Here is a 24,228-nt window from a genome sequence, read left to right as displayed (position 1 = left end):
ACAGAGGTAGACTAAGATGGCAGAAGAAAAGAAGCAATTTATTAAGATCAGAGGAGCAAATGAGCATAATTTAAAGAATATTGATGTGGATATCCCGAGAAATGAACTGGTGGTTCTGACTGGCCTTAGTGGATCGGGGAAATCATCTCTGGCTTTTGATACCATTTATGCGGAAGGGCAAAGAAGATATATGGAATCCTTGTCTTCTTATGCAAGACAGTTTTTGGGACAGATGGAGAAACCAGATGTGGAAAGCATTGAAGGATTATCTCCGGCAATCTCCATTGATCAGAAATCGACAAACCGGAATCCCCGTTCTACCGTGGGAACTGTGACAGAAATTTATGATTATTTCCGTCTGCTGTATGCGAGAATCGGAATTCCGCATTGCCCGAAATGCGGGAGAGAGATTAAGAAGCAGACGGTGGATCAGATGACGGATCAGATCATGGCACTGCCGGAGGGAAGTAAGATTCAGCTCATGGCGCCGGTGGTGCGCGGAAGAAAGGGAACGCACGCGAAGCTTCTTGAACGTGCAAAAAAGAGTGGATATGTGCGCGTGCGGATTGATGGGAACATGTATGAACTTTCCGAAGAGATTGCTTTGGATAAGAACATTAAGCATAATATTGAAATTATTGTAGACCGTCTCGTTGTGAGGCCGGGGATCGAAAAGAGACTGGCGGATTCCGTGGAAAGTGTTCTGAATTTGGCGGAGGGCCTCCTTCTGGTTGATGTGATTGGGGGAGAACCCATGAATTTCAGCCAGAGTTTTTCCTGCCCGGACTGCGGAATCAGTATTGATGAGATCGAACCGAGAAGCTTTTCGTTCAACAATCCGTTTGGTGCATGCCCGGAGTGTTTCGGACTCGGCTACAAGATGGAATTTGATGAAGATCTGATCATACCGGATAAATCCCTCAGTATCAGTCAGGGAGCGATCGCCGTGACGGGATGGCAGTCTTGTACGGATAAATCAAGCTTTACTTATGCGATTCTGGATGCACTTCAGAAAGAATATCATTTCAGTCTGGAGACGCCATTCGAAGAGTATCCTAAGGAGATCCATGATTTGCTGATTTACGGAACAAAAGGCAAAGAGGTAAAGGTTCATTATAAAGGTCAGCGCGGAGAGGGGATTTATGATGTGGCTTTTGAAGGGATTATTAAGAATGTAGAACGCCGTTATCGGGAAACAGGTTCGGAGACGATGAAGGCAGAGTATGAGAGCTTTATGCAGATCACACCTTGTCGGGAGTGTAAAGGACAGCGGTTGAAGAAATCGGCACTTGCTGTGACGGTTGGTGGTAGAAATATTCATGAAGTGACAGCTATGTCTATTGAGAACCTTCAGCAATTTTTAGAAGCGCTTGAACTGACAAAAACCCAGCAGATGATCGGAGGACAGATCCTGAAGGAGATCCGCGCAAGAATTCAGTTTCTGATGGATGTGGGATTGGAATATCTGACCTTATCGAGAGCAACGGCAAGCCTTTCAGGTGGAGAAGCACAGCGTATCCGACTTGCAACACAGATCGGGTCCGGGCTCGTTGGAGTGGCGTATATACTGGATGAACCGAGTATCGGACTTCATCAGAGGGATAATGACAAACTTCTTGCTACGTTGAAGCACCTCCGCGATCTGGGAAATACGTTGATTGTGGTGGAGCATGATGAAGATACTATGTTTGCGGCGGATCATATCATTGATATCGGGCCGGGAGCCGGTGAGCACGGCGGGAAGCTGGTGGCTCAGGGAACGGCGGAAGAGATCATGAAGGTGGAGGAATCGATTACAGGGGCTTATCTGAGCGGAAGAGTGAAGATACCTGTCCCGGAAAAACGTGCAGAACCAAACGGATGGATCAAAGTGGTCGGTGCCGCCGAGAATAATCTGAAAAATATTGACGTGGAATTCCCACTGGGAGTGATGACCTGTGTGACGGGGGTATCCGGATCAGGCAAAAGCTCTCTGGTAAATGAAATCCTTTATAAGAGTATGGCGCGGAAACTGAACCATGCAAGAGTGATACCCGGCAAACATACCAGGATTGAGGGATTGGAACAACTGGATAAAGTGATTGCGATTGACCAGTCCCCGATCGGCAGGACTCCCCGGTCGAATCCGGCTACTTATACGGGAGTCTTTGATCTGATTCGTGATCTTTTTGCGTCTACATCGGATGCGAAGGCAAAAGGCTATAAAAAGGGGAGATTTAGTTTCAATGTAAAAGGCGGACGATGTGAGGCTTGCAGCGGTGACGGGATTATCAAAATTGAAATGCATTTTCTTCCGGATGTCTATGTCCCTTGCGAAGTCTGCGGCGGGAAGCGGTATAACCGGGAGACTCTTGAGGTGAAATATAAAGGGAAGAGTATTTACGATGTGCTGGATATGACAGTGGAAGAGGCTCTGCATTTCTTTGAAAATGTGCCGAGCATCCGTAGAAAAATGGAGACATTGTACGATGTGGGATTGTCTTACATCCGACTGGGACAGCCGTCCACGACGCTTTCGGGAGGAGAAGCACAGCGAATCAAGCTGGCAACGGAACTCAGCCGGCGTAGTACCGGGAAGACGGTATATATTCTGGATGAACCGACCACAGGACTTCATTTTGCAGATGTACACAAGTTGACAGAAATTCTGAAAAGACTGACAGAAGATGGAAATACGGTGATTGTAATCGAGCATAATCTGGATGTGATCAAGACGGCGGACTACATCATTGATATCGGTCCGGAAGGCGGTGATAAGGGAGGAACGATCGTAGCTCACGGCACGCCGGAAGAAATTGCTGCAAATCCGAATTCATATACCGGCAAGTATATTGACATGATGCTGAAAAAATGATAAACCTTAAGAAAATCTAAAAAATGAAAAAACTCTTTCCATTTATTAGAATTTTTATTATAATAGAATATGTATGTGTCTCATACAAGTTTGTAATGATATAACGAAAGATAGTGGAAATAGATAGAAGAATGAAAGGGGAATCAGCATGTCAGTAGATTTGGGAATTGATTTGGGAACAGCGAGCATTCTCGTTTATGTAAAAGGAAAAGGGGTTGTTTTAAAGGAACCATCTGTGGTGGCTTTTGACAGAGATACAAATGTAATCAAAGCAATCGGAGAAGAAGCACGTCTGATGCTGGGGAGAACTCCGGGCAATATTGTAGCAGTAAGACCGCTTCGGCAGGGTGTTATTTCCGATTATATAGTAACCGAAAAGATGATTAAGTATTTTGTGCAAAAAGCACTTGGAAAGCGTACATTTAAGAAACCGAATATCAGTATTTGTGTTCCGAGCGGTGTTACCGAAGTTGAGAAGAAAGCGGTTGAGGAAGCTGCATTTGCAGCCGGAGCCAGGGAAGTGCATCTGATCGAGGAACCTGTAGCTGCGGCGATTGGGGCCGGAATTGATATTGCTAAGCCGTGTGGCAATATGATCGTGGATATCGGTGGAGGTACATCTGATATTGCTGTTATTTCTCTTGGAGGAACGGTAGTAAATACATCACTCAAGATTGCCGGTGATGATTTTGATGAGGCAATTGTGCGTTTTATGCGTAAGAAGCATAATCTTTTGATTGGAGAGCGTACCGCAGAGGATATTAAGATTAAAATAGGGACAACCTATCCGTTGGTTGAGGAAGAGACGATGGAGGTGCGCGGAAGGAACCTTGTCACAGGACTTCCAAAGATCGTGACTGTTACATCTTCTGAAACAGAGGAAGCACTTCGTGAAACGACAAGTCAGATTGTTGAGGCGGTCATTGCAGTGCTGGAGCGCACACCACCGGAACTTTCAGCCGACATCCTGGATCGTGGAATCGTATTGACCGGAGGTGGGGCGATGCTTCGTGGACTGGAGGAATTGATCGAAGAGAAGACAGGAATCAACACCATGACAGCGGAAGATCCGATGAAGGTTGTTGCGATCGGTACAGGACAGTTTGTAGAATTTATGAATGGAAGAAAAGATTTATAAAGGATCGATAATTGTGCGTGTATAATAAAAGTCAGGCTGTTTCGTGATGAGACAGCCTTTTTACTCTATACGAAAGTTCGGGTATACTTATTATTTCTATAAGGAGAAGATATGGAAGTAATTCAAGGTTATGTGGAACATATCGTATTCCGGAATGAAGATAATGGGTATACGGTGTTTCACTTAAACAATGATGATGGAGATTTGACTTGTGTCGGAAATTTTAACTATATAGCTGAGGGAGAACTTGTAGAGGTCAAGGGTGAGTATACTGTACACAGTATGTACGGAACACAGCTCAAAGTAAGCGAGTATGAAATAAAAGCGCCGGAAGATCTTATTTCTATTGAACGTTATCTCGGTTCCGGTGCAATCAAAGGGGTAGGAGCATCTCTTGCGGGACGAATTGTAAAAAAGTTCAGGGAAGATACATTCCGAATCATGGAAGAAGAGCCGGAAAGACTGGCGGAAGTGCGAGGAATCAGTGAGCGAATGGCTCGTGACATTGCACTTCAGGTAGAAGAAAAAAAAGATATGCGGAAAGCAATGATTTATCTGCAGAAATACGGAGTCTCTACGACCCTTGCGGCGAAAATATATAAATATTATGGTCAGAATACATTTCGTGTATTGGAAGAGAATCCTTATCAAATGGCAGATCATATACAGGGGATCGGGTTTAAGACGGCGGATGAGATTGCGATGCACATTGGGATTCATACGGATTCTGATTACAGAATAAGAAGCGGAATTTTCTATACGCTGCAACAAAGTGTAGCGGATGGCCATGTCTATCTGATTCGTGAAGTGTTGATGCAAAGAGCCTCTGCGCTTCTGGAAGTAGGAATTCAGAATATGGAAAAGCATCTGATGGATCTGGCTATGGAGAGAAAGGTGATTCTGAAAGAAGGTGAGGACGGTCTCAGAGTATATCCGGCTCATTTTTATTATCTGGAGCTTAATGCGGCGAAAATGCTGCATGATCTGAATGTGGAATACGATGAAACTGACGTTGTAGTTACAAAGAGGCTGCATCAAATTGAAAAAGAAACCGGAATGGAGCTGGATGAAAAGCAGCAGATGGCAGTAATTGCGGCAGTGCGGCATGGTATCACGATTCTGACGGGAGGCCCCGGAACAGGAAAAACGACTACGATTAAAGCGATGATACATTATTTCCGGAATGAAGAACTGGAATTGCGCCTGGCAGCACCGACGGGCAGGGCTGCGAAGCGGATGACTGAGGCAACCGGATATGAGGCACAGACGATTCACCGTTTGCTGGAAGTAACCGGAAATCCGGAAGAAGAGAATGTCAGAAACGGATTTGCACGAAATGAAGAGAACCCACTGGAAGCAGATGTGATCATCATTGATGAGATGTCTATGGTAGATCTCTCGCTGATGCATGCGCTGCTTGTTGCTGTTACGCCTGGAACGAGACTTGTCCTGGTAGGAGACTGCAATCAGCTTCCGTCGGTGGGGCCCGGAAGTGTTTTAAAAGATCTGATTGCGTCAGAACAATTTCAGGTCGTGATGCTTACCAAGATTTTTCGTCAGGCTCAAGAAAGTGATATTGTTGTAAATGCACATAAGATCAACCGTGGGGAAATGGTTAAGCTGGATAATAAGAGCCGGGATTTCTTTTTCCTGAAGAGAAATGATGCAAATGTGATCATCAGTGTGCTTTTGACTCTGATCCAGAAGAAACTTCCGAAATATGTGGATGCGAAACCATATGATATTCAAGTACTGACTCCGATGCGTAAAGGGCTGCTCGGGGTGGAACGGCTGAATAATATTCTCCAGCAATATTTGAATCCGCCGGCAAAAAATAAAGAAGAGAAAGAGTACGGTGATAAAAAATTCCGTGTCGGCGATAAAGTGATGCAGATTAAGAATAATTATCAGTTGGAATGGGAAATTACGACAAAATATGGACTTGTTGTTGATAAAGGAACCGGTATTTTTAACGGAGATATGGGTGTGATAACAGAGATCAATAACTATACAGAAACTCTGGAAGTGGAGTATGATGAAAAAAGAAAGGTAAAGTACCCGTTTGAGCTCCTTGAGGAATTGGAACTGGCATATGCGATAACGATCCATAAATCACAGGGAAGTGAATATCCGGCTGTCTTGATTCCTTTATTGACAGGACCGCGTCAGCTGTTTCACAGAAATCTTTTATATACTGCGATTACACGGGCAAAAAAATGTGTAACAATCGTGGGCAGTGATGTAACGTTTCAGGAAATGATACAGAATACAGATGAACAGAACAGAAATACCAGCCTTGATGAACGCATCAGGGAAATATATGGTTTGAGTGAAGAGAGCTAAAAGAAACCGAATCCGTTCATAATATTGAGAGAAAAGGCAAAAATCCTATGGAATAGAAAATGGATAGAGGAGAGGTGCCTCGATATTTTGTATCCACAGAAATGTCCGTTTTGCGGAAAAATAGAAAAACAGCGGATCTGCAAGGAGTGCCGTAAAAAAATCCTGCCGGTGGAGGAACCACGATGTAAAAAATGTGGAAAGCCTATCCGGGAGGCGGAAAAGGAATATTGTTATGATTGCACTATGATCAGGCATGTATTCGAGGAAGGAAGAAGTATCTGGATTCATAAAGAGCCTGTAAGCCGGGCAGTTTATGCGTTGAAATATCAAAACAGAAGAATTTATGCAAAAGCATTTGGAGAAGAAATGGCAGACCAGTATGGTTATTATTTGAGAGAAAAAAAGGTGGAACTGATTGTTCCGGTTCCGCTGCATCGAAAGAAGATGCGCATCAGAGGCTATAACCAGGCGGCGCTTGTCGCAGAAGTTCTTGGAGAAATCACTGGCATTTCGGTCGATGAAGATATTCTTGTCAGGGTGAAAAATACAAAACCTTTGAAGCAGTTAAATGATAAAGAACGAAGAAGGAGTATCAGAGGTGCATTTTCTGTGAGAAAAAGTGTCTGGGCGAAAACGATAGTTCTGATTGATGATATCTATACAACCGGAAGCACACTGGATGAGGCGGCGCGGGTACTGCTGAAAGCAGGGGCAGAAAAAGTCTATTTTTTGACTATTAGTATTGGACAAGGATACTGATATTTGTTATACTAAAAATAGCGCAAATACGAGGAGAAAACGTATCGAGGTGACTATATGTTAAATGAAGACAAAGTGAAGCTGATGACAAGAATGGCAATGTACGAAAGCAAGGAAGGTGCGGAAGATTTCAAGATCAGCTCATATTACAGAAAAGATTATTCGAGCTTTCATACCATTGTTACGATCATCTTGGTTACGATTGGATACATGATCGCAGTGGGAGTCGGCGCGGTTGCATTTATGGATGTAATTCTGGAGAACCTTAATTTTGCTTTTATTATAATGATAGGGCTCTGTATATTGACCGGATATATTGTTCTGGTTGTGCTTTATGGCATTGTGGCATCACAGTTTTATCAGAAGAAGCATAATGATGCCCGTCAGAGAGTGAAAAAATTTAACCATGATCTGACCAGACTGAACAGAATGTATGAAAGGGAGAAGAAGTAATGAGCGAGTTGTTGGTTTTAAGAGAAAGAATACAGAAAATATATACCAGTTATTCCATTTATGTGGATAAGGCAGCTCAGTTCATTCTGAGCTTCGTTTCCTTTTATCTGATCAATCAGAATATTGGTGTGATGAAGACACTTACAACTCCGGTTGTTACGGTTGCCTTGGCGGTGATCTGTACGTTTCTTCCGCCTGTTACAGTAGCATTGGTGGCAGCTGCGCTGATTCTTGCGCATTTGTTTAAACTATCTCTGGGTGTTATGGCAGTGAGCGCCATGATTTTTGTAATGATGTTTATTTTTTACTGTCGGTTCACTCCGAAAAAGGCATTGGTGCTTTTGATTACTCCGATTGCGTTTATGCTGCATATTCCGTATGTGGTTCCAGTGGTATGTGGACTTGCGATGACGCCGGTTACGGCAGTTCCGATTGCTTTTGGAACAATTATCTATTATATGATTCTCTGTGTGAAGAATTCTGCGGCAGCGATTTCCGCAACGGAAGGGATCACCGGTCAAATCTCATTTTTTGTCAGGACAGTATTTCAGAATAAAGAACTTTGGATTACAGTGATTGCCTTTACAATCTGTATTTTTACTGTATATGTTGTTCGCAGACTTTCCATTGATCATGCCTGGAAAGCGGCTGTTGCGGCTGGCGCGGTCGCCAGTATTCTGGTTATTGTTATTGGAGATATTGCGTTTGACATACATACTTCTTATGGTGTTCTGATCGGTGGCAATATTTTGGCGATTCTTATCGGTCTTGTGTTGGAATTTTTTCTGTTTTCTGTGGATTATTCAAGGACTGAGCATATACAGTATGAAGATGATGAATATTATTATTATGTAAAAGCAGTTCCGAAGATGTCGGTTGCAGCTCCGGAAAAAATGGTAAAACGTATTAATGAACGCCGCAATCCGGATGAAAAGGAATCTGAAGAAATCAGACGCAGGGCACCAAAACGCACAGATGAAAGAAAAAATATGAAAAAGCGTCAGACGGAAAAAGAGACAAAGAAAAATTCCGGAACTCCTAGAAATACCCGTGTTCCGGCGAATACAGATGAACTGTTGCTGGCAAAAAGTCTGCAGGATGAATTGGATATTCAGGATATTGTGAAGAGAGAATTAGAAGAGCATTAATTTGGATAATAAGTTGGCATACTATATGGGAAAGGAGGTACAGGAGTGAGAGAGGCTGTTGCACGTTTCTTTGGAAGTAATCTTCCGGAAGGTTTCTATTTTCCGGAGATACGGTTTGTAGATATTATTGAAATTATTATTATAGCGTTTTTGATTTATCAGATTATTCTCTGGATTAAAAATACGAAAGCGTGGATGCTGCTGAAAGGTATCATGGTACTTGTCGGTTTCATTCTTGTGGCTGCAATTTTCCGGATGTATGTGATTTTATGGATTGCAGACACACTTCTTCCGGTGATGGCAACGGCGGTCGTTATTATTTTCCAGCCGGAACTCAGACGTGCCCTGGAACGGCTGGGTGAGAAGCAGTTTCTGGCGTCTATGGTTCCGTTCGATAAGAAGGGACGTGAAAGCGTACGTTTTAGTGAACGGACGATCGATGAGATCGTAAAGGCATCTTTTGATATGGGTGCAGTGAAGACGGGGGCATTGATCGTTGTGGAACAGGCTACAAAACTGACAGAATACGAGAGGACAGGGATTGAATTGGACTGTTTGATATCTCGTCAGGTTCTGATCAATATTTTTGAACACAATACGCCGCTTCATGATGGAGCAGTGATTGTGCGTGGAGACAGAATTGTATCAGCAACCTGCTATCTTCCGCTTTCGGACAATATGGGGATTAGCAAAGATCTCGGTACTCGTCACAGAGCGGCAATCGGTATGAGTGAAGTAAGCGATGCGCTTGTAATTTCTGTTTCGGAAGAGACGGGTTATGTTTCGGTTGCTTTGGGGGGACAATTGGTTCGCAATGTAACACCGGAATATTTGAAAGAAAGACTGGAAGTCATTCGAAGCAAACATACGGAGACGGGGAAAGTAAAGAAAATATGGAAAGGATGGAGAAAGCATGAAAAAGACGCTGACTAAAAATCTGGGACTTAAAGTGCTGGCGGTTGCCTTCTCCATTCTGCTCTGGGTTATCGTTATGAATAATGAGAGACCTATTACATCAAAGACGTATGTAGGAGTTCCGGTAACGTTGCTTCATACGGAACTTATTACTAATCAGGGGAATACTTATCAGGTAGCAGAGGAGTATAAGAAGGTAAATGTTACTGTTCGCGCAAGAAAGGATGTTCTGAAAGAAATCAAAGCAAGTGATATTAAAGTTACAGCAGATGTTAAAAAGCTGAATACAGAGACACGAGCATTGATACCGTATGAGGTTATGATCCCTGCCTATCAGGGACAGTTTGTGGAAGCTTCGACAAGTGAGCCGAATCTGGTGATTTCAATCGAACTTGCAACTTCCAAAACATTCCCGATTATACCGAAATCATCCGGAGATCCGAGAGACGGATACCAAATCGGCAGTCTTGAGGCAGATCCGCAGCAAGTGAAGATCAGTGGACCGGAATCAGTTGTGAATTCGATTGCTAAAGTCATTGCTCAGGTGAATACATCGGGTATTTCGAGAGATGAGGTAAAGGAAGCGGATCTGGTTCTCTATAATGCGGCAGGTATTGTAATAGATTCAACTTTGGTAGAGACAAACCTTGGAGAGGAAGGACTGAGTGTAAAAGTAAAGGTGCTTCATACAAAGACGGTTCCGGTTAAATTCGATGAATCTGGCATTGCTCCGGCAGTTGGATATGTATTAGAAGGTGTTTCTGTCCAGCCGGAGAATGTTGATATTGTTGGAACAGAGCAGCAACTGAAAACCTTGACGGAGATTGAAATTCCGGCAGAGGTGCTGGCGGTGGATGGCCTGACTAAGTCTGTAGAGAAGACAGTTGATATTACGGATTATCTTCCTGAATGGGCGAAAGCGAAGGATGAGAGTGCGGGAATATCTGTTCTTGTGAAAATATCTGTTACACAAATAGGCACGCGAACGTTGGAATATCCGGTTGGATCAATTTCACTTCTGAATGCGCCGAAAAATTATTCGGTGAAATATGAATCAGAAGGAAGCATCGAAATTGTGATCACGGCTGAAGATTCAGAGAGCCTTGATGACTTTACTTTAGAACAGGGAAGTGTGTCTATCAATCTGGTAGATATAAAGGAAGCAGGAACATATACGGTACCGGTTCAGGTGACACTTCCGGAAGGAATAGAACTGGTTCAGGATGTTGTGGTTCAGATTACATTAGAAAAGAATGACGGAGGAAATGATGGTTAGCAAAAAAGTGGTTATTACAAATCCCACAGGTTTGCATTTGCGGCCGGCAGGACTGTTTTGTCAGACCGCTCTGGAATTTGCGTGTAAGATTACGTTTCGCCATAATAATTCAGAAGGTAATGCGAAAAGTGTACTGAGTGTTCTCGGAGCATGCATTAAAAAAGGCGATGAGATTGAAATCTTATGTGACGGAGAAGACGAGAAAGATGCGCTTAAGACGATGATAGAGATTGTGGAAAGTGGGTTGGGAGAATAATGGAGCTTGCAGTATGCAAAGTACTTCATAATCTCGGTATGCTTCCGAAATATACCGGATACAAATACCTGGTAGAGGCTGTTCTCATGGGGGTAGAAAAAGAGGGGAATCTGGAACATATTACAAAAGATGTTTATCCGGTGATAGCCGGGCAGCATCAGGTGTCTGTGTGGATGGTAGAGTCTGATATTCGAAGCATGATAGAACGGTGCTGGAAGAATGTAAATCCGGAGTGGCTTTCTACGTATTTCCCCCAAATGAAGGAGAAAAATCGTCCTACAAATACACAACTGATTGAAGGAATAGTCCTATATCTGAGAGAGAATAAGGAAAACGTTTCAGAAGAATAAATGAGAATCCCGGAAGAAAGTACAATGAAAGCTTTCTCCCGGGATTCTTTTAGTGATGATGCTACAAGAACAGATTTATGAAAGATTTTTTTGCAATATTCAGCAAGTGCGTCGATTCGTTCACCTGTACTAGGTCTGATTGACAGAGGATAAGAAAAAAGTAATAGTAAACAGTAGATATTTGTCTTGTAATGTAAAATAATAAAGATTATAATAAAAATATATGTGCATTTTTAAGCATATAAAAACAATGTGAAATTTGGTATAATAGACTTAAATAAGAATCAGTTCTGATTACGAAAGAGAGGTCAAAATCATGTATGATTATTTAGTTGTTGGTGCAGGTTTATTTGGCGCAGTATTTGCACATGAGGCAAAGAAGGCAGGTAAAAAGGTCCTTGTTATTGATAAGAGGGAACATGTGGCAGGGAATATTTATACAAAAGAAGTAGATGGAATTCAGGTGCATGAATACGGTGCTCATATTTTCCATACCAGTAATAAAGAAGTATGGGATTACATCCAGCAGTTTGCGGAATTCAATCGCTACACAAATTCTCCGATTGCAAAGTACAAAGATGAATTGTACAACATGCCGTTTAATATGAATACCTTCAGTAAGATGTGGGGCGTTACTACACCACAAGAAGCTAAGCAGAAAATAGAAGAACAGATCAAAGAAGCAGGAATAACGGAACCACACAATCTGGAAGAACAGGCAATCTCACTTGTAGGACGAGATATTTATGAGAAGCTGGTAAAAGGTTACACAGAAAAACAGTGGGGGAGACGCGCAACAGAGCTTCCTGCATTTATTATCAAACGTCTTCCGGTAAGATTTGTATATGACAATAATTATTTCAATGATAAATATCAGGGAATTCCGATTGGCGGATATACACAGATTGTCGAAAAGATGCTTGACGGTATTGAAGTAAGGCTGGAAACAGATTTTTTTGCAAATAAAGAAGAACTGCAGAAGCAGGCTGATAAGATTGTTTTTACCGGAATGATTGATGAATACTTTGACTATTGCTATGGTGAGCTCGAATATCGCAGCCTTCGCTTTGAAACAGAAGAACTGGATGTAGAGAATTATCAGGGAAATGCTGTCGTTAATTATACAGAATATGAAATTCCATTTACAAGAATTATCGAACACAAGCATTTTGAATTTGGATGCCAGAATGGAACACATAATCCGAAAACGATCGTCACACGTGAGTATCCGGCTACATGGGAAAAGGGTGATGAGCCTTATTATCCGATGAATGACGAAAAGAATAATATGCTTTATTCTAAATATAAAGAACTTGCTTCCAAAGAAAAGAATGTTATTTTCGGAGGAAGATTAGGTATGTATAAGTATTTTGATATGCATAATGTGGTTGCTGAAGCACTTCAGTGCGTGAGAAACGAGCTTTAGTGTTCTCCTGACATAAGACACAATATGTTGTAAAGAGTAGTAGATTATGGTATAATTTGCTTAATTGGAAGGTGCTGTAAATGGTTAAAAAACAGCGGAAACAGTTGTTGTTTTGAAAAAAGGAGATACTGTGCAGGAGGAAATAGGATGAATAAAGCGACATTGGTTATTATGGCAGCTGGGATTGGCAGCAGATTTGGTGGTGGAATCAAGCAGTTAGAGCCGGTTGGACCAAATGGCGAGATTATAATGGATTATTCGATAGCCGATGCAATGGACGCAGGATTTGATAAAGTCGTATTTGTAATAAGGAAGGATCTGGAAAAGGATTTTAAAGAGGTAATAGGAAATCGGATCGAAGAAAAGGTTCAGGTGGAATATGCGTTTCAGGAATTGGACGATATTCCGGAACAATACCGGGAGGTTTTTAGAGAAAGAAAAAAACCTTGGGGAACCGGACAGGCAATTTTGTGTTGTAGGGATGTGGTTCATGAACCGTTTCTGGTTATTAATGCGGATGATTATTATGGAAAAGAAGCATACCGTGAAGCTTATAAGGAACTTACAAGCGATAAAGAAGACAGTGATGTCATGAACATCAGCATGGTGGGCTTTATTCTTAAGAATACGCTCAGCGAAAACGGGGGAGTTACTCGAGGTGTTTGCAAAGTGGATGAAAAGCGGATGCTTAGAGAAATTGTTGAGACACATAATATCATAAAGACAGATAAAGGTGCAGCAGTGAAGCTGGACAAAAAAGAAGAAGAAATCGATATTGAATCTCCGGTTTCTATGAATATGTGGGGACTACAGCCGGGATTTTTTGAAATCCTCGAAAAAGGATTTAGTGAGTTCCTTAGTCAGCTTAATGAGGAAGATCTAAAATCGGAATATTTGCTCCCGACGATTATCGGAGCACTTTTAAAACAGGGAAAGGTACAGGTTAAAGTTTTAGAATCGAAGGATAAATGGTTCGGAGTGACTTATAAAGAAGACAAAGAAGGAGTAGTTGCAGCGATTCGAGATCTGATTGATAAAGGAGAATATTAAATGAAAAAGAAAATGAGAGTAATCTGTGCGTTGTTATTATGTTGCAGCCTTGGTTTATCGAGCGGTTTATCGGTTACTGCATCCGATCAGCCGGCGCTTATGTCTGAGGATGCGGAATCGGATGAAGTTTTAGATGCTGTGGAAAATACGGATGAGACGGAGATCGAAGAGGCAGAAAAGAAAGAAGAGGAAGAAAATCAAGGAGAAGAGCCGGGGGAAACCGAAGAGCCGGAGACACCGGAAACAGAACCTGGTGAGTCGGAAAATCCGGGAACAGAAACCGAAGAACCGGAGAATCCGGAAGAACCTGGAAAAGACGAAGAAGCGACAGGAAAACCAGTACTTACATATCAGGCTCATATACAGCGGATTGGATGGCAGGAATGGAAGAATGCAGGAGAAGAAGCCGGCACGGTCGGAGAATCTTTGCGCATGGAAGCAATCAGGATCCAGATGGAAGATCCTATGTATGAGGGAAATGTAGAATATCGTGTACATGTTCAGAGCAAAGGCTGGATGGATTGGGTAAAGAATGGCGAGATCGCCGGAACAGTCGGAGAATCTTTGCGTATCGAAGCGGTGCAGATTCGTCTGACTGGGGAATTGGCTGAGCATTATGATGTCGTGTATCAGTCCCACGTAGCAGACTTTGGATGGCTTGGAAAAGTACATTCAGATGAACTTTCTGGTACGGAAGGGCTGGGAAAGAGAATGGAATGTTTACGTATAGAAATATCTGCCGGTGGAGAAAGATTTGATGAATCAGAACGCGGATATATAAGAGACTATTATGACAGTGAATTAGCTTACAAAGGTCATGTGCAGAATGTGGGTGATACAGAAGAAGTAACAGGTGGAAATATACTCGGAACGACTGGAGAGGCGCTTCGGGTAGAAGGATTTCAGATTACTCTCGATGACAGCAGTAATGAGGTACTGAAGGCAGATATTGAGTATTGTGCGCATATTCAGGATATTGGTTGGCAGGAATGGAAAAAGGAAGGCGAATATGCCGGAACAAAAGGACAGAGTAAGCGGGTAGAAGCTGTTAAGATTAAGCTCACAGGTGAGGCTGAAAAGTATTTCAATATTTACTATCGATGCCATGTTCAGAATATTGGATGGATGGGATGGGCTTCGAATGGTGCTGCGGCAGGTACTTCCAAACTAGGTTGGAGGATGGAAGCAATTCAGATTACGATTGTTCCCAAAGATTTTACGGCACCGGGTAGTACAGATGAATGCTATAAAGAAGGAAAGAACGGATGGTTCTATGAAGGCGGTTACAAGCTTTATTATGTGAACGGCAAGCTGAAGAAGGATGTCAGAAGTATTGTCGGCAAACAGTCCAGCTATGAGATCCGTATCAACAAACAGAAAAGCTGTGTGACGGTCTACGCGAAAGACGGAACACGAGGATACATTATTCCGGTCATTGCATTTGCATGTTCGCCGGGGAAAGCAACTCCGACAGGAACATTCTACACATCCGATAAATACAGATGGCACGAGCTTTACGGAGCTATGGGACAATGGTGTACCAGAATAACCGGTCATATACTTTTCCATTCACCTCCGTATACGAAGTTTGATAACCATACTCTGTGGGCCAAAGAATACAACAAAATCGGAACATGGGCATCACAGGGATGCGTAAGACTCCGCAGCGGAGACGCAAAATGGATTTATGATAACTGCGCGTCAAGTACAAAAGTAATTATTTACAATAACAGCAACCCGGGACCGCTCGGAAAACCGGTTTATGCGAAAATACCGTTATCACAGAACTGGGATCCGACAGACCCAACAGTATAAAACAAGATTTAGGAGGACATTATGAGAACTTATTTAGTTACAGGAGGAGCCGGTTTTATCGGTTCAAATTATATTCATTACATGTTTAAAAAATATGATAATGAAATCCGGATCATAAACGTAGATAAATTGACCTACGCAGGAAATCTGGAAAATCTGAAAGATGTGGAAAACAGAGATAATTATACATTTATCAAGGCAGACATCTGTGATGCGGACGCGATCAATCAGATATTTGAAGAAAATGAGATCGACCGGGTGGTACATTTCGCGGCAGAAAGCCATGTAGACAGAAGCATCAAGAACCCGGACATATTTGTGAAGACAAACGTTCTCGGAACACTGGTTATGTTAAATGCGGCAAAGGCGGCATGGGAGATCGGAGATAATGTATATAAAGAAGATAAGAAGTTTCTCCATGTTTCTACGGATGAAGTATATGGATCGCTGGACGATGACGGCGGATACTTCTATGAGACTACACCGTATGATCCGCACAGTCCGTATTCGGCAAGTAAGGCTTCTTCCGATATGCTGGTGAAATCCTATATGGATACTTACAGATTTCCGGCGAATATTACCAACTGCAGTAATAATTACGGACCATATCAATTTCCGGAGAAGCTGATTCCGCTCATTATCAACAATGCGCTTCAGGGGAAAAAACTCCCGGTATATGGGGACGGTAAGAATGTCCGGGACTGGCTCTATGTTGAGGATCATGCGAAAGGAATTGACATGGTTCAGGAAAAGGGACGTCTGTTTGAGACTTACAATATAGGCGGACATAATGAAAAACAGAATATAGAGATTATTCATATTATACTGGATACGCTTCAGGAAATGCTGCCTGACGGCGATCCTAGGAAAGCGCTTGTCAGCGAAGATCTGATCACTTATGTTACGGATCGCAAGGGACATGACAGAAGATATGCAATCGCTCCGGATAAGATTAAAGAAGAGGTTGGCTGGGTACCGGATACCATGTTTGAGGAAGGGATCCGGCGTACCATTCAGTGGTTCTTTGAGAATGAAGAATGGATGAAGAATGTGACCAGCGGCGATTATCAGAAATATTATGAAGAAATGTACAAATAAGCGGACAGGCAGTATCTATTATGGATACTGCTGGTTTGCGTTTGGAAGAATGGAGGAAAAAAGATGAAAGGTATTATTTTAGCAGGCGGTTCGGGAACAAGATTATATCCACTGACCAAGGCTGTATCAAAGCAGATTATGCCGGTTTATGATAAACCGATGATATACTATCCGTTGTCAATACTGATGCTGGCGGGCATTCGGGAAATTTTGATCATTTCCACTCCGCGTGATCTTCCGGTTTTCAGAGAAATATTTGGAACCGGAGAGGAACTTGGACTTAAGATGTCCTATGCGGTTCAGAAAAGTCCAAGAGGACTGGCGGATGCGTTTATCATTGGAGAAGAATTTATTGGCGCTGATAATGTGGCCCTGATTTTGGGAGATAATATTTTCTATGGACAAAGCTTTTCAAAGGTATTGCAGAAAGTGGCATCTATGGAAAAGGGAGCAACAATCTTCGGATATTATGTAAGAGATCCGAGAGAATACGGAGTGGTGGAATTTGATGAAAACGGAACAGCCATTTCTATAGAAGAAAAGCCGGAGCATCCGAAATCAAATTATGCGGTTCCGGGATTGTATTTCTATGACAATGATGTTGTGGAGATCGCGAAGAAAGTGAAACCTTCAGCCCGCGGTGAGATTGAGATCACGAGTGTCAATAATGCATATCTGGAACGAGGTGATCTGCATGTGGAGACGCTAGGACGCGGATTTGCATGGCTGGATACGGGGAATCATGATGCACTTCTTGATGCGGCGGATTTTGTGGCTGCTTTCCAAAAACGCCAGGGACTCTATATTTCCTGTATCGAGGAGATTGCATATAAACGGGGATTCATTGATAAAGAGCAACTTTTGAAGTTGGCGCAGCCACTGCTTAAGACAGCATATGGAAAATATCTGGTAGAAGTGGCAAATGGCTTATAGAAAAGGGGATTATCATGGGAAAAATAACAGTTGAAACATGTGAGATTGAAGGATTAAAGGTGATCACACCGACCGTATTTGGCGATGAACGCGGGTATTTTATGGAGACATATAATTATAACGATTACAAGGCGGCAGGTATTGATATGGAATTCGTACAGGATAATCAGTCAAGCTCGAAAAGAGGTGTTCTGCGCGGACTGCATTTTCAGATCAATTATCCTCAGGATAAACTGGTCAGAGTGGTAAGCGGAGAAGTGTTTGATGTCGCAGTAGATTTGAGAGAGGGGTCACCGACCTTTGGAAAATGGCACGGTGTGATTCTTTCGGCAGAGAATAAAAAACAGTTTTTCATTCCAAAGAATTTTGCACATGGATTTCTGGTGCTTTCCGATTCAGCAGAATTTGCCTATAAATGTACCGACTTCTATCATCCGAATGATGAAGGCGGGCTTGCATGGAATGACAGTGAGATCGGTGTGAAATGGCCGCTTCAGGAAGGTGTTGAACTTACGATATCCGAAAAAGACCAGAAATGGGGCGGACTTAAGGAATTTATGAGACAGAAAGGATTATAATCATGAAAGTGTTGGTGACCGGTGTCAAAGGACAGTTGGGATATGATGTTGTAAATGAACTTGAAAAACGTGGACACATTGCAGTCGGAACCGATGTTGATGATATGGATATTACAAATCCGGAGCTGGTTGAGAAAACCTTGAATGAAGTAAGGCCGGATGCGGTGATCCACTGTGCAGCCTATACAGCAGTTGATGCTGCAGAGGACAATGTGGAACTTTGCAGAAAGATCAACGCAGAGGGAACGAAAAACATTGCAGTCGTCTGCGAAAAAATGGATATTAAGATGATGTATATCAGTACCGATTACGTATTTAACGGAGAAGGAGAGAATTTCTGGGAACCGGATGATGCAAGAGAACCACTCAATGTATACGGTCAGACAAAATATGAGGGGGAACTGGAAGTTGAAGAGCATGTGAAGAAGTTTTTCATCGTAAGGATCGCATGGGTATTTGGAGTGAATGGAAAAAACTTTATTAAAACGATGCTGAGACTTGGAGAGAACAATAAGACAATCAAGGTGGTTAACGATCAGGTAGGATCACCTACCTATACTTATGATCTCGCAAGGCTTCTTGTTGATATGATTGAAACAGATAAGTATGGAAGATACCATGCGACAAACGAAGGACTCTGTACCTGGTATGAATTTGCAAAAGAAATCTTCCGTCAGGCAGGAATGGATGTGGAGGTCGTACCGGTAACCAGTGAAGAATTTCCGGCCAGAGCCAGAAGACCTCATAACAGCAGGATCAGTAAAGAAAAGCTGGCTGAAGCGGGGTTTGAGAGACTGCCGGCATGGCAGAACGCTTTGGAACGTTATTTGGCTGTTATATGCGAAAAGAATTAAAAAATTAATTGTTTTGTAATGCTTATAATCTAAATGTTACAGGAATGTAAAGAAAGTAAAAGAATAATTCATATTATTTTGACAAAAAAGGCATTTTGAGATATAATAACACAATTAGCAAGTATCAAGAATAATCAAAATGACAATATGGGAGATATTATGGAAAGAGAAAATAATTTACTTAAGAAAAATATTGTTAAGCAATCATATAAGATTGTATCTTTATTTATCATGTTTCTTTCAGCATCGGCATTATGGTATTACAATATTAGTCCTTATTGGGAAAATGGCTATACTGGGTATTTGACTTTAGCATTAGTAGGTATAATGTTTTGCATTATTTATTGGTTTTTTGCGAAAATGTATCAGGCATTGAAAATTGGAATTTACAGATTGACAGAACTGATGTATTTTCAAGTACTGGCAATTGTATTAGCAGACGCAGCACTCCTATTTGAATCTATAATGTGGTTTCATGGATTCCAAAAATTGAAAATATGGTCGTATTTTCTAGGGATGGTCTTTCAGGTTGTGGCGATGGGGGGTAATATATTTGTTCACAATCGCCTTTTCGCACTATATGATGAGCGCAGAAAGATTCTAATTGTTTATGGTAATGATGGATATAAGACATTGATTAAGAAAATGCAGTCTAAAAAGTACAGATACGAGATTGTTGGGTGCTATTCAGATGAAACGTCGTTAGAGGTTCTAGAAGATAATATAGGAAAAGCTGAGGGAATATATCTTTATGAAGTTGACGATCAATTAAAAAGAAAGCTGGTTTTATTCTGTGATAGCATTTCTAAGGATATTTATCTTACACAAAGCGTAGAAGATTTGCTGACAATGGGATTTGATGTTTCTCATACATTTGATACTCCATTTATTCGGACAAAACGTATGCCAGAAAAATGGTATTATGCTTTTATAAAGAGAACTATAGATATTTTGTTTTCCAGCATGGGATTAATAATATTATCCCCAATGCTTCTTATAGTAGCAGCGTGTATTAAATTATATGATGGTGGGCCTGTTTTTTATAAACAAATTCGTCTTACAAAAGGACATAAAGAATTTGAAATATATAAATTTCGCAGTATGATCGTTGATGCGGAAAAAAATGGAGCAAGGCTTGCAGCGCAGAATGATAATCGAATTACACCAATTGGAAAAGTAATACGTGCAACACGAGTTGACGAATTACCACAGTTGATTAATATTCTAAAAGGTGATATGACTTTAGTAGGACCAAGGCCGGAAAGACCAGAGATTGAGGACGTATATTTAAAAGAAATTCCGGAATTTGGTATGAGACTGAAAGTGAAAGCAGGTCTTACTGGTTACGCTCAGGTTTTTGGAAAGTATAATACGAGTCCGGAAGATAAGCTCAAGCTTGATTTATTATATATTAATCAGCGCTCGCTTTTGCTGGATTTTAAACTGATTTTTTATACAATAAAAATCATATTTATACCAGAAGCTACGGAAGGAATTGAAGAGAATAAAACGACTGCAGGAAGCAAGTAAGTTAGGAGAATAAAATATGGAACATAATGGAATTAAAGTAAGTGTTATTATGCCCGTATATAAAGTGGAAGAATATGTGGGGAAAGCTATTGAAAGTATTCAAGCACAGACACTGAATGAATGGGAGTTTTTAATAGTAGATGATGGAACACCCGACAGAAGTGGTGAAATTTGTGACGAATATGCTGCAAAGGATGATCGAATACATGTCATTCATAAAGAGAATGGCGGGGCACCAAGTGCGAGAAATATAGCGATCGATATGGCAAAAGGAGAATATATGTATTTTCTGGATTCGGATGATTGGGCTGAACCGACGATGCTTGAAGACATGTATAACCTTGCAAAACGAGATAATGCTCAGCTTGTTGTGGCAGGGTTTTATATTGATACATATTATGAAAAAGATAAATATATGACAGATATTTATTCCATTGAAGATGCTGTATATTCTGATAAAAAAATGTTCCGTAAGAATGCATATAAATTGTTTGATAAAAACTTATTGTATACTCCTTGGAACAAATTATATGAGTCTAAATACATTTTGGAGAACAATCTGAGATTTCCGAAAACACTTTGGGATGATTTCCCGTTTAATATAAGTGTTGTTAGAAACGTGGAAAGAGTGACGGTTACTTCTGGTTTGTATTATCATTTTCTTAGAGCGAGAGCAGAATCAGAAACGGCAGCGTATCGCCCCGGAATGTATGAGAAAAGAGAAGAGGAGCATGGCTGGTTGGTTGATCTTTATAAGGAATGGCATGTTGGAGATGTTGACAGCGTTGAAATGATTGCAAGAAGATATGTCGAGCGCTTTATTGGATGTGTCGAAAACCTTACCAATCCGAAATGTGATATGACAACAAAAGAAAAAAAGCAGGAAATCAAAAAAATGCTTGCGAATCCGAGAGTGGGTAAAATGCTAAGAATAGCGAAACCACGTTCATTGTATATGAAAATTATGCTTCTTCCAATTAAATGGAACAGTACATTACTTACATATTGGGAGGCAAAAGTAATCACGTATGTGAAAACGAAGAATACAAAACTGTTTACAAAGTTGAAAGTGGGAAGATAATGGAAAGCAAACCTTTTATAAGTGTAGTAATGCCTGTATATAATGTGGAAAAATATTTAGAAAAAGCAGTTTTAAGTGTTATGAAGCAGACAATGAAGGATTTTGAGATTATTCTTGTCGATGACTGTTCTCCTGATAAGTGTCCAGAGATATGTAATAGATTAAGTCAGGAGTATCCAAAAATTCGGGTTATTCATCATCAGAAAAATAAAGGATTAAGTGAAGCGAGAAATAGCGGAATGGAGATAGCTCGTGGAAAATATATATGGTTTATGGATTCGGATGATTATGTAGAAAATGGTTTGTTTGAGAGGGCATATGACTCTGTGAAATCAAATCCTGCAAAAGTAATATTGTTTGGGCTGACGGAGGATTACTACACGGCACAAGATCAATTACATCATAGTGTACAGATCAAAGACAAGGCATACAATTATTGTAATGTTGATGAACTACGAAAAAAAGTAATTGAATTAGAGCAGAAAACATTATATGGGTATGCGTGGAATAAATTCTATGATCTGAATTATCTGAGAAGCATTCAATTAAAATATGAGAAAATCACTTTAATTGAGGACATTCTTTTTAATGTTCAATATTTTATGGATATAGATACAATGAATGTATTGGATTATTGTGGTTACCATTATAATAAAAGAATGGATCAAAGTCTGACCTCAAAATTTGTACCGGAATACTATAAGCTGCATCATAAGAGAATTGAGATGATTTATCATCAGTATCAGTATTGGAATTTGTGTACAGATGAGATAAGAGGTATTCTTGCGGCATTATATACGAGATATATATTTTCGGCTCTTCAAAGGAATTGTGATAAAAGAGCAAAGTTGAATTATAAGAATCGAAAAGACTGGGTAAAAAGATTATACAAAGATAAATTGTTTAATGAATTAATTCCATATGGTAAAACAGATGCAAAATTACTTAAAGTTTTATTAGTTATATTACAAAAGAAACAGGTGACCGGAGCATTAATTTTAGGAAGATGCATTTTCATATGTAAAGAAAAACTTCCAATGATTTTTTCTATTGCCAAGCAGAAGAGGTAGGAGAATGAAATATTGTAAATTAGCGATTATTTATTTCTGTAGAACAGTTTTAAAAGTGTTCTGGATTGTTCCAGTGAAAAAAAATAGAATATTTTTATCTGCCGACAGAGGCAGTGGAATACGTTGCAACCCATTGTATATTTTCAAATATATGCAGAAAGAATATTCTGGTGAATTTGAATATATCTGGGAATACGATGGTGAATATGATGCTGCAGATACTAGATGTGTAAAACCCAAAAGCTTAACAGGAATATATTATCAGCTGACGTCTAAAGTGCTTATCAGCAATGATGGATTTGGGAGCTTTTTGCCGAAAAGAAAACAGCAAATTTTTATAAATACTTGGCATGGAGGCGGCGCATATAAAAAAAGCGGGGTTGATTTTGTTACAGATCAGCATCCGGTTGATTTGAAAATTAATAAAATCTGTGGTCAGAGAACGGATATTTTTATTTCTGGGTGTGAAAAGTTTTCGGAAGTGATGTCCACTGCAAAGATGGTTCCAAGGGAAAGATTTTTGGAATGTGGAATGCCAAGAAACGATATCCTTATTCGAGGTGCAGATTACGATGTTACAGAAAAAGTGAAGAAGTTTTTTGGAGTGGATAAAGATGTTAAATTAGTATTGTTTGCGCCTACTTATCGTGGCGAAGAGAATGAGGCAAGCTTTCATTCCCAGTTAGATGTTTCTAAGTGTGTGAATGCTTTAGAAAATAGGTTTGGCGGGAGATGGGTAATGCTCATGAGAAAACATCATTTTGTGAAAGATCTTAAAATACAAAATTGCATTGATGCAAGTGGATATCCAGATATGCAGGAATTACTGTATGCATGTGATGCTTTTATAACAGATTATTCTTCGACAATTTGGGATTTTTCTCTGACATATAAGCCGGGATTTCTTTTTGTGCCAGATTTGGATGAATATCAAAAAGAAAGAAGTTTTTATACAGATCCTATGACTTGGGCATTTCCTTTGGCCTTGTCAAATGATGAATTATGCGAAAGAATAAAACAATTTGATGAGGCTAAAAACGAATTAAAAATTGATGAGCATCATGAGTTACTGGGAAATAAAGAAACTGGACGAGCTTGTGAGATAATTGCGGAGAAGATATATAAATTGACATTACAATAAGAGAACACCTTAGTGTCAAGTTAAAAAAGAACTATGATGATGCTGGCTTGGACAAATGGTGCAAGTTAGGAAAACAGCATATAGAAGCCATCATAGATATTTTTAAAGGAGTCAAGATATAGAACAGAATTAAAAATTCACAGTATCTGAATGTATTAAA

General features: G+C 40.6%; 21 protein-coding genes. All 21 read left to right on the top strand.

The annotated features are described in order from the left end of the window. Positions 1 to 16 precede the first annotated feature (16 nt). Entirely contained in the window at positions 17 to 2,854 is a 2,838-nt protein-coding gene (uvrA, locus tag ACTNB3_RS03730; RefSeq protein ID WP_427805596.1) for an excinuclease ABC subunit UvrA, read from the top strand. Positions 2,855 to 3,002: 148 nt separating this feature from the next. Beyond that, positions 3,003 to 3,992 (top strand): rod shape-determining protein, encoded by a 990-nt coding sequence (locus tag ACTNB3_RS03725; protein ID WP_427805597.1) that lies wholly within the window; start codon positions 3,003 to 3,005, stop codon positions 3,990 to 3,992. Positions 3,993 to 4,103: 111 nt separating this feature from the next. Continuing rightward, positions 4,104 to 6,335: an SF1B family DNA helicase RecD2 gene (gene recD2, locus ACTNB3_RS03720; protein ID WP_441024548.1), complete on the top strand. Its 2,232-nt coding sequence runs from the start codon at positions 4,104 to 4,106 to the stop codon at positions 6,333 to 6,335. An 87-nt stretch (positions 6,336 to 6,422) separates the two neighbouring features. Next, positions 6,423 to 7,094 carry a double zinc ribbon domain-containing protein gene (locus ACTNB3_RS03715; protein WP_427805599.1) on the top strand — a complete coding sequence of 224 codons (672 nt, stop codon included), beginning with the start codon at positions 6,423 to 6,425 and terminating at the stop codon, positions 7,092 to 7,094. 57 nt (positions 7,095 to 7,151) lie between these two features. Then, entirely contained in the window at positions 7,152 to 7,547 is a 396-nt protein-coding gene (locus tag ACTNB3_RS03710; protein WP_427819749.1) for a hypothetical protein, read from the top strand. Continuing rightward, on the top strand, positions 7,547 to 8,695 hold the full coding sequence (locus tag ACTNB3_RS03705; RefSeq protein ID WP_441016153.1) for a hypothetical protein: 1,149 nt from the start codon (positions 7,547 to 7,549) through the stop codon (positions 8,693 to 8,695). The genes ACTNB3_RS03710 and ACTNB3_RS03705 overlap by 1 nt, the downstream gene beginning before the upstream one ends. 45 nt (positions 8,696 to 8,740) lie before the next feature. Beyond that, positions 8,741 to 9,628 carry a diadenylate cyclase CdaA gene (gene cdaA, locus ACTNB3_RS03700; protein WP_427805602.1) on the top strand — a complete coding sequence of 296 codons (888 nt, stop codon included), beginning with the start codon at positions 8,741 to 8,743 and terminating at the stop codon, positions 9,626 to 9,628. After that, entirely contained in the window at positions 9,609 to 10,886 is a 1,278-nt protein-coding gene (locus ACTNB3_RS03695; RefSeq protein WP_427819746.1) for a CdaR family protein, read from the top strand. The genes cdaA and ACTNB3_RS03695 overlap by 20 nt, the downstream gene beginning before the upstream one ends. Then, positions 10,879 to 11,142, top strand: coding sequence for an HPr family phosphocarrier protein (locus ACTNB3_RS03690; RefSeq protein ID WP_427805678.1), 264 nt, complete (start codon positions 10,879 to 10,881; stop codon positions 11,140 to 11,142). The genes ACTNB3_RS03695 and ACTNB3_RS03690 overlap by 8 nt, the downstream gene beginning before the upstream one ends. Continuing rightward, positions 11,142 to 11,492, top strand: coding sequence for a sporulation initiation factor Spo0A C-terminal domain-containing protein (locus ACTNB3_RS03685; protein ID WP_427805604.1), 351 nt, complete (start codon positions 11,142 to 11,144; stop codon positions 11,490 to 11,492). The genes ACTNB3_RS03690 and ACTNB3_RS03685 overlap by 1 nt, the downstream gene beginning before the upstream one ends. Before the next feature lie 313 nt (positions 11,493 to 11,805). After that, positions 11,806 to 12,918: a UDP-galactopyranose mutase gene (glf, locus tag ACTNB3_RS03680; RefSeq protein ID WP_427819757.1), complete on the top strand. Its 1,113-nt coding sequence runs from the start codon at positions 11,806 to 11,808 to the stop codon at positions 12,916 to 12,918. 147 nt (positions 12,919 to 13,065) lie between these two features. Further along, on the top strand, positions 13,066 to 13,968 hold the full coding sequence (locus ACTNB3_RS03675; RefSeq protein WP_427819745.1) for a nucleotidyltransferase family protein: 903 nt from the start codon (positions 13,066 to 13,068) through the stop codon (positions 13,966 to 13,968). Continuing rightward, positions 13,969 to 15,783 (top strand): L,D-transpeptidase family protein, encoded by a 1,815-nt coding sequence (locus tag ACTNB3_RS03670; protein ID WP_427819744.1) that lies wholly within the window; start codon positions 13,969 to 13,971, stop codon positions 15,781 to 15,783. A gap of 21 nt (positions 15,784 to 15,804) precedes the next feature. Next, a complete protein-coding gene (gene rfbB / locus ACTNB3_RS03665) occupies positions 15,805 to 16,881 on the top strand; it encodes a dTDP-glucose 4,6-dehydratase (RefSeq protein ID WP_427819743.1) in 1,077 nt (358 codons plus the stop codon). A gap of 63 nt (positions 16,882 to 16,944) precedes the next feature. Continuing rightward, on the top strand, positions 16,945 to 17,814 hold the full coding sequence (gene rfbA, locus ACTNB3_RS03660) for a glucose-1-phosphate thymidylyltransferase RfbA (protein ID WP_427819742.1): 870 nt from the start codon (positions 16,945 to 16,947) through the stop codon (positions 17,812 to 17,814). Positions 17,815 to 17,828: 14 nt separating this feature from the next. After that, positions 17,829 to 18,392 (top strand): dTDP-4-dehydrorhamnose 3,5-epimerase, encoded by a 564-nt coding sequence (rfbC, locus tag ACTNB3_RS03655; protein WP_427819741.1) that lies wholly within the window; start codon positions 17,829 to 17,831, stop codon positions 18,390 to 18,392. Between the two features lie 2 nt (positions 18,393 to 18,394). Further along, a complete protein-coding gene (gene rfbD, locus ACTNB3_RS03650) occupies positions 18,395 to 19,246 on the top strand; it encodes a dTDP-4-dehydrorhamnose reductase (protein WP_441024546.1) in 852 nt (283 codons plus the stop codon). Between the two features lie 159 nt (positions 19,247 to 19,405). Beyond that, positions 19,406 to 20,776 carry an exopolysaccharide biosynthesis polyprenyl glycosylphosphotransferase gene (locus ACTNB3_RS03645; protein WP_427819739.1) on the top strand — a complete coding sequence of 457 codons (1,371 nt, stop codon included), beginning with the start codon at positions 19,406 to 19,408 and terminating at the stop codon, positions 20,774 to 20,776. A 16-nt stretch (positions 20,777 to 20,792) separates the two neighbouring features. Then, a complete protein-coding gene (locus ACTNB3_RS03640) occupies positions 20,793 to 21,857 on the top strand; it encodes a glycosyltransferase family 2 protein (RefSeq protein WP_427819738.1) in 1,065 nt (354 codons plus the stop codon). Then, positions 21,857 to 22,927, top strand: a complete 1,071-nt coding sequence (locus ACTNB3_RS03635; RefSeq protein ID WP_441024545.1) for a glycosyltransferase family 2 protein — start codon at positions 21,857 to 21,859, stop codon at positions 22,925 to 22,927. The genes ACTNB3_RS03640 and ACTNB3_RS03635 overlap by 1 nt, the downstream gene beginning before the upstream one ends. Positions 22,928 to 22,931: 4 nt before the next feature. Further along, positions 22,932 to 24,068 carry a CDP-glycerol glycerophosphotransferase family protein gene (locus tag ACTNB3_RS03630; protein WP_441024544.1) on the top strand — a complete coding sequence of 379 codons (1,137 nt, stop codon included), beginning with the start codon at positions 22,932 to 22,934 and terminating at the stop codon, positions 24,066 to 24,068. Positions 24,069 to 24,228 lie beyond the last annotated feature (160 nt).

Source organism: Bariatricus sp. HCP28S3_D3, from assembly GCF_052065755.1.
Classification (GTDB): domain Bacteria; phylum Bacillota; class Clostridia; order Lachnospirales; family Lachnospiraceae; genus Allocoprococcus.
The sequence above is the reverse complement of the archived record's forward strand: the minus strand, read 5'-3'. Positions and strand labels throughout refer to the sequence as shown.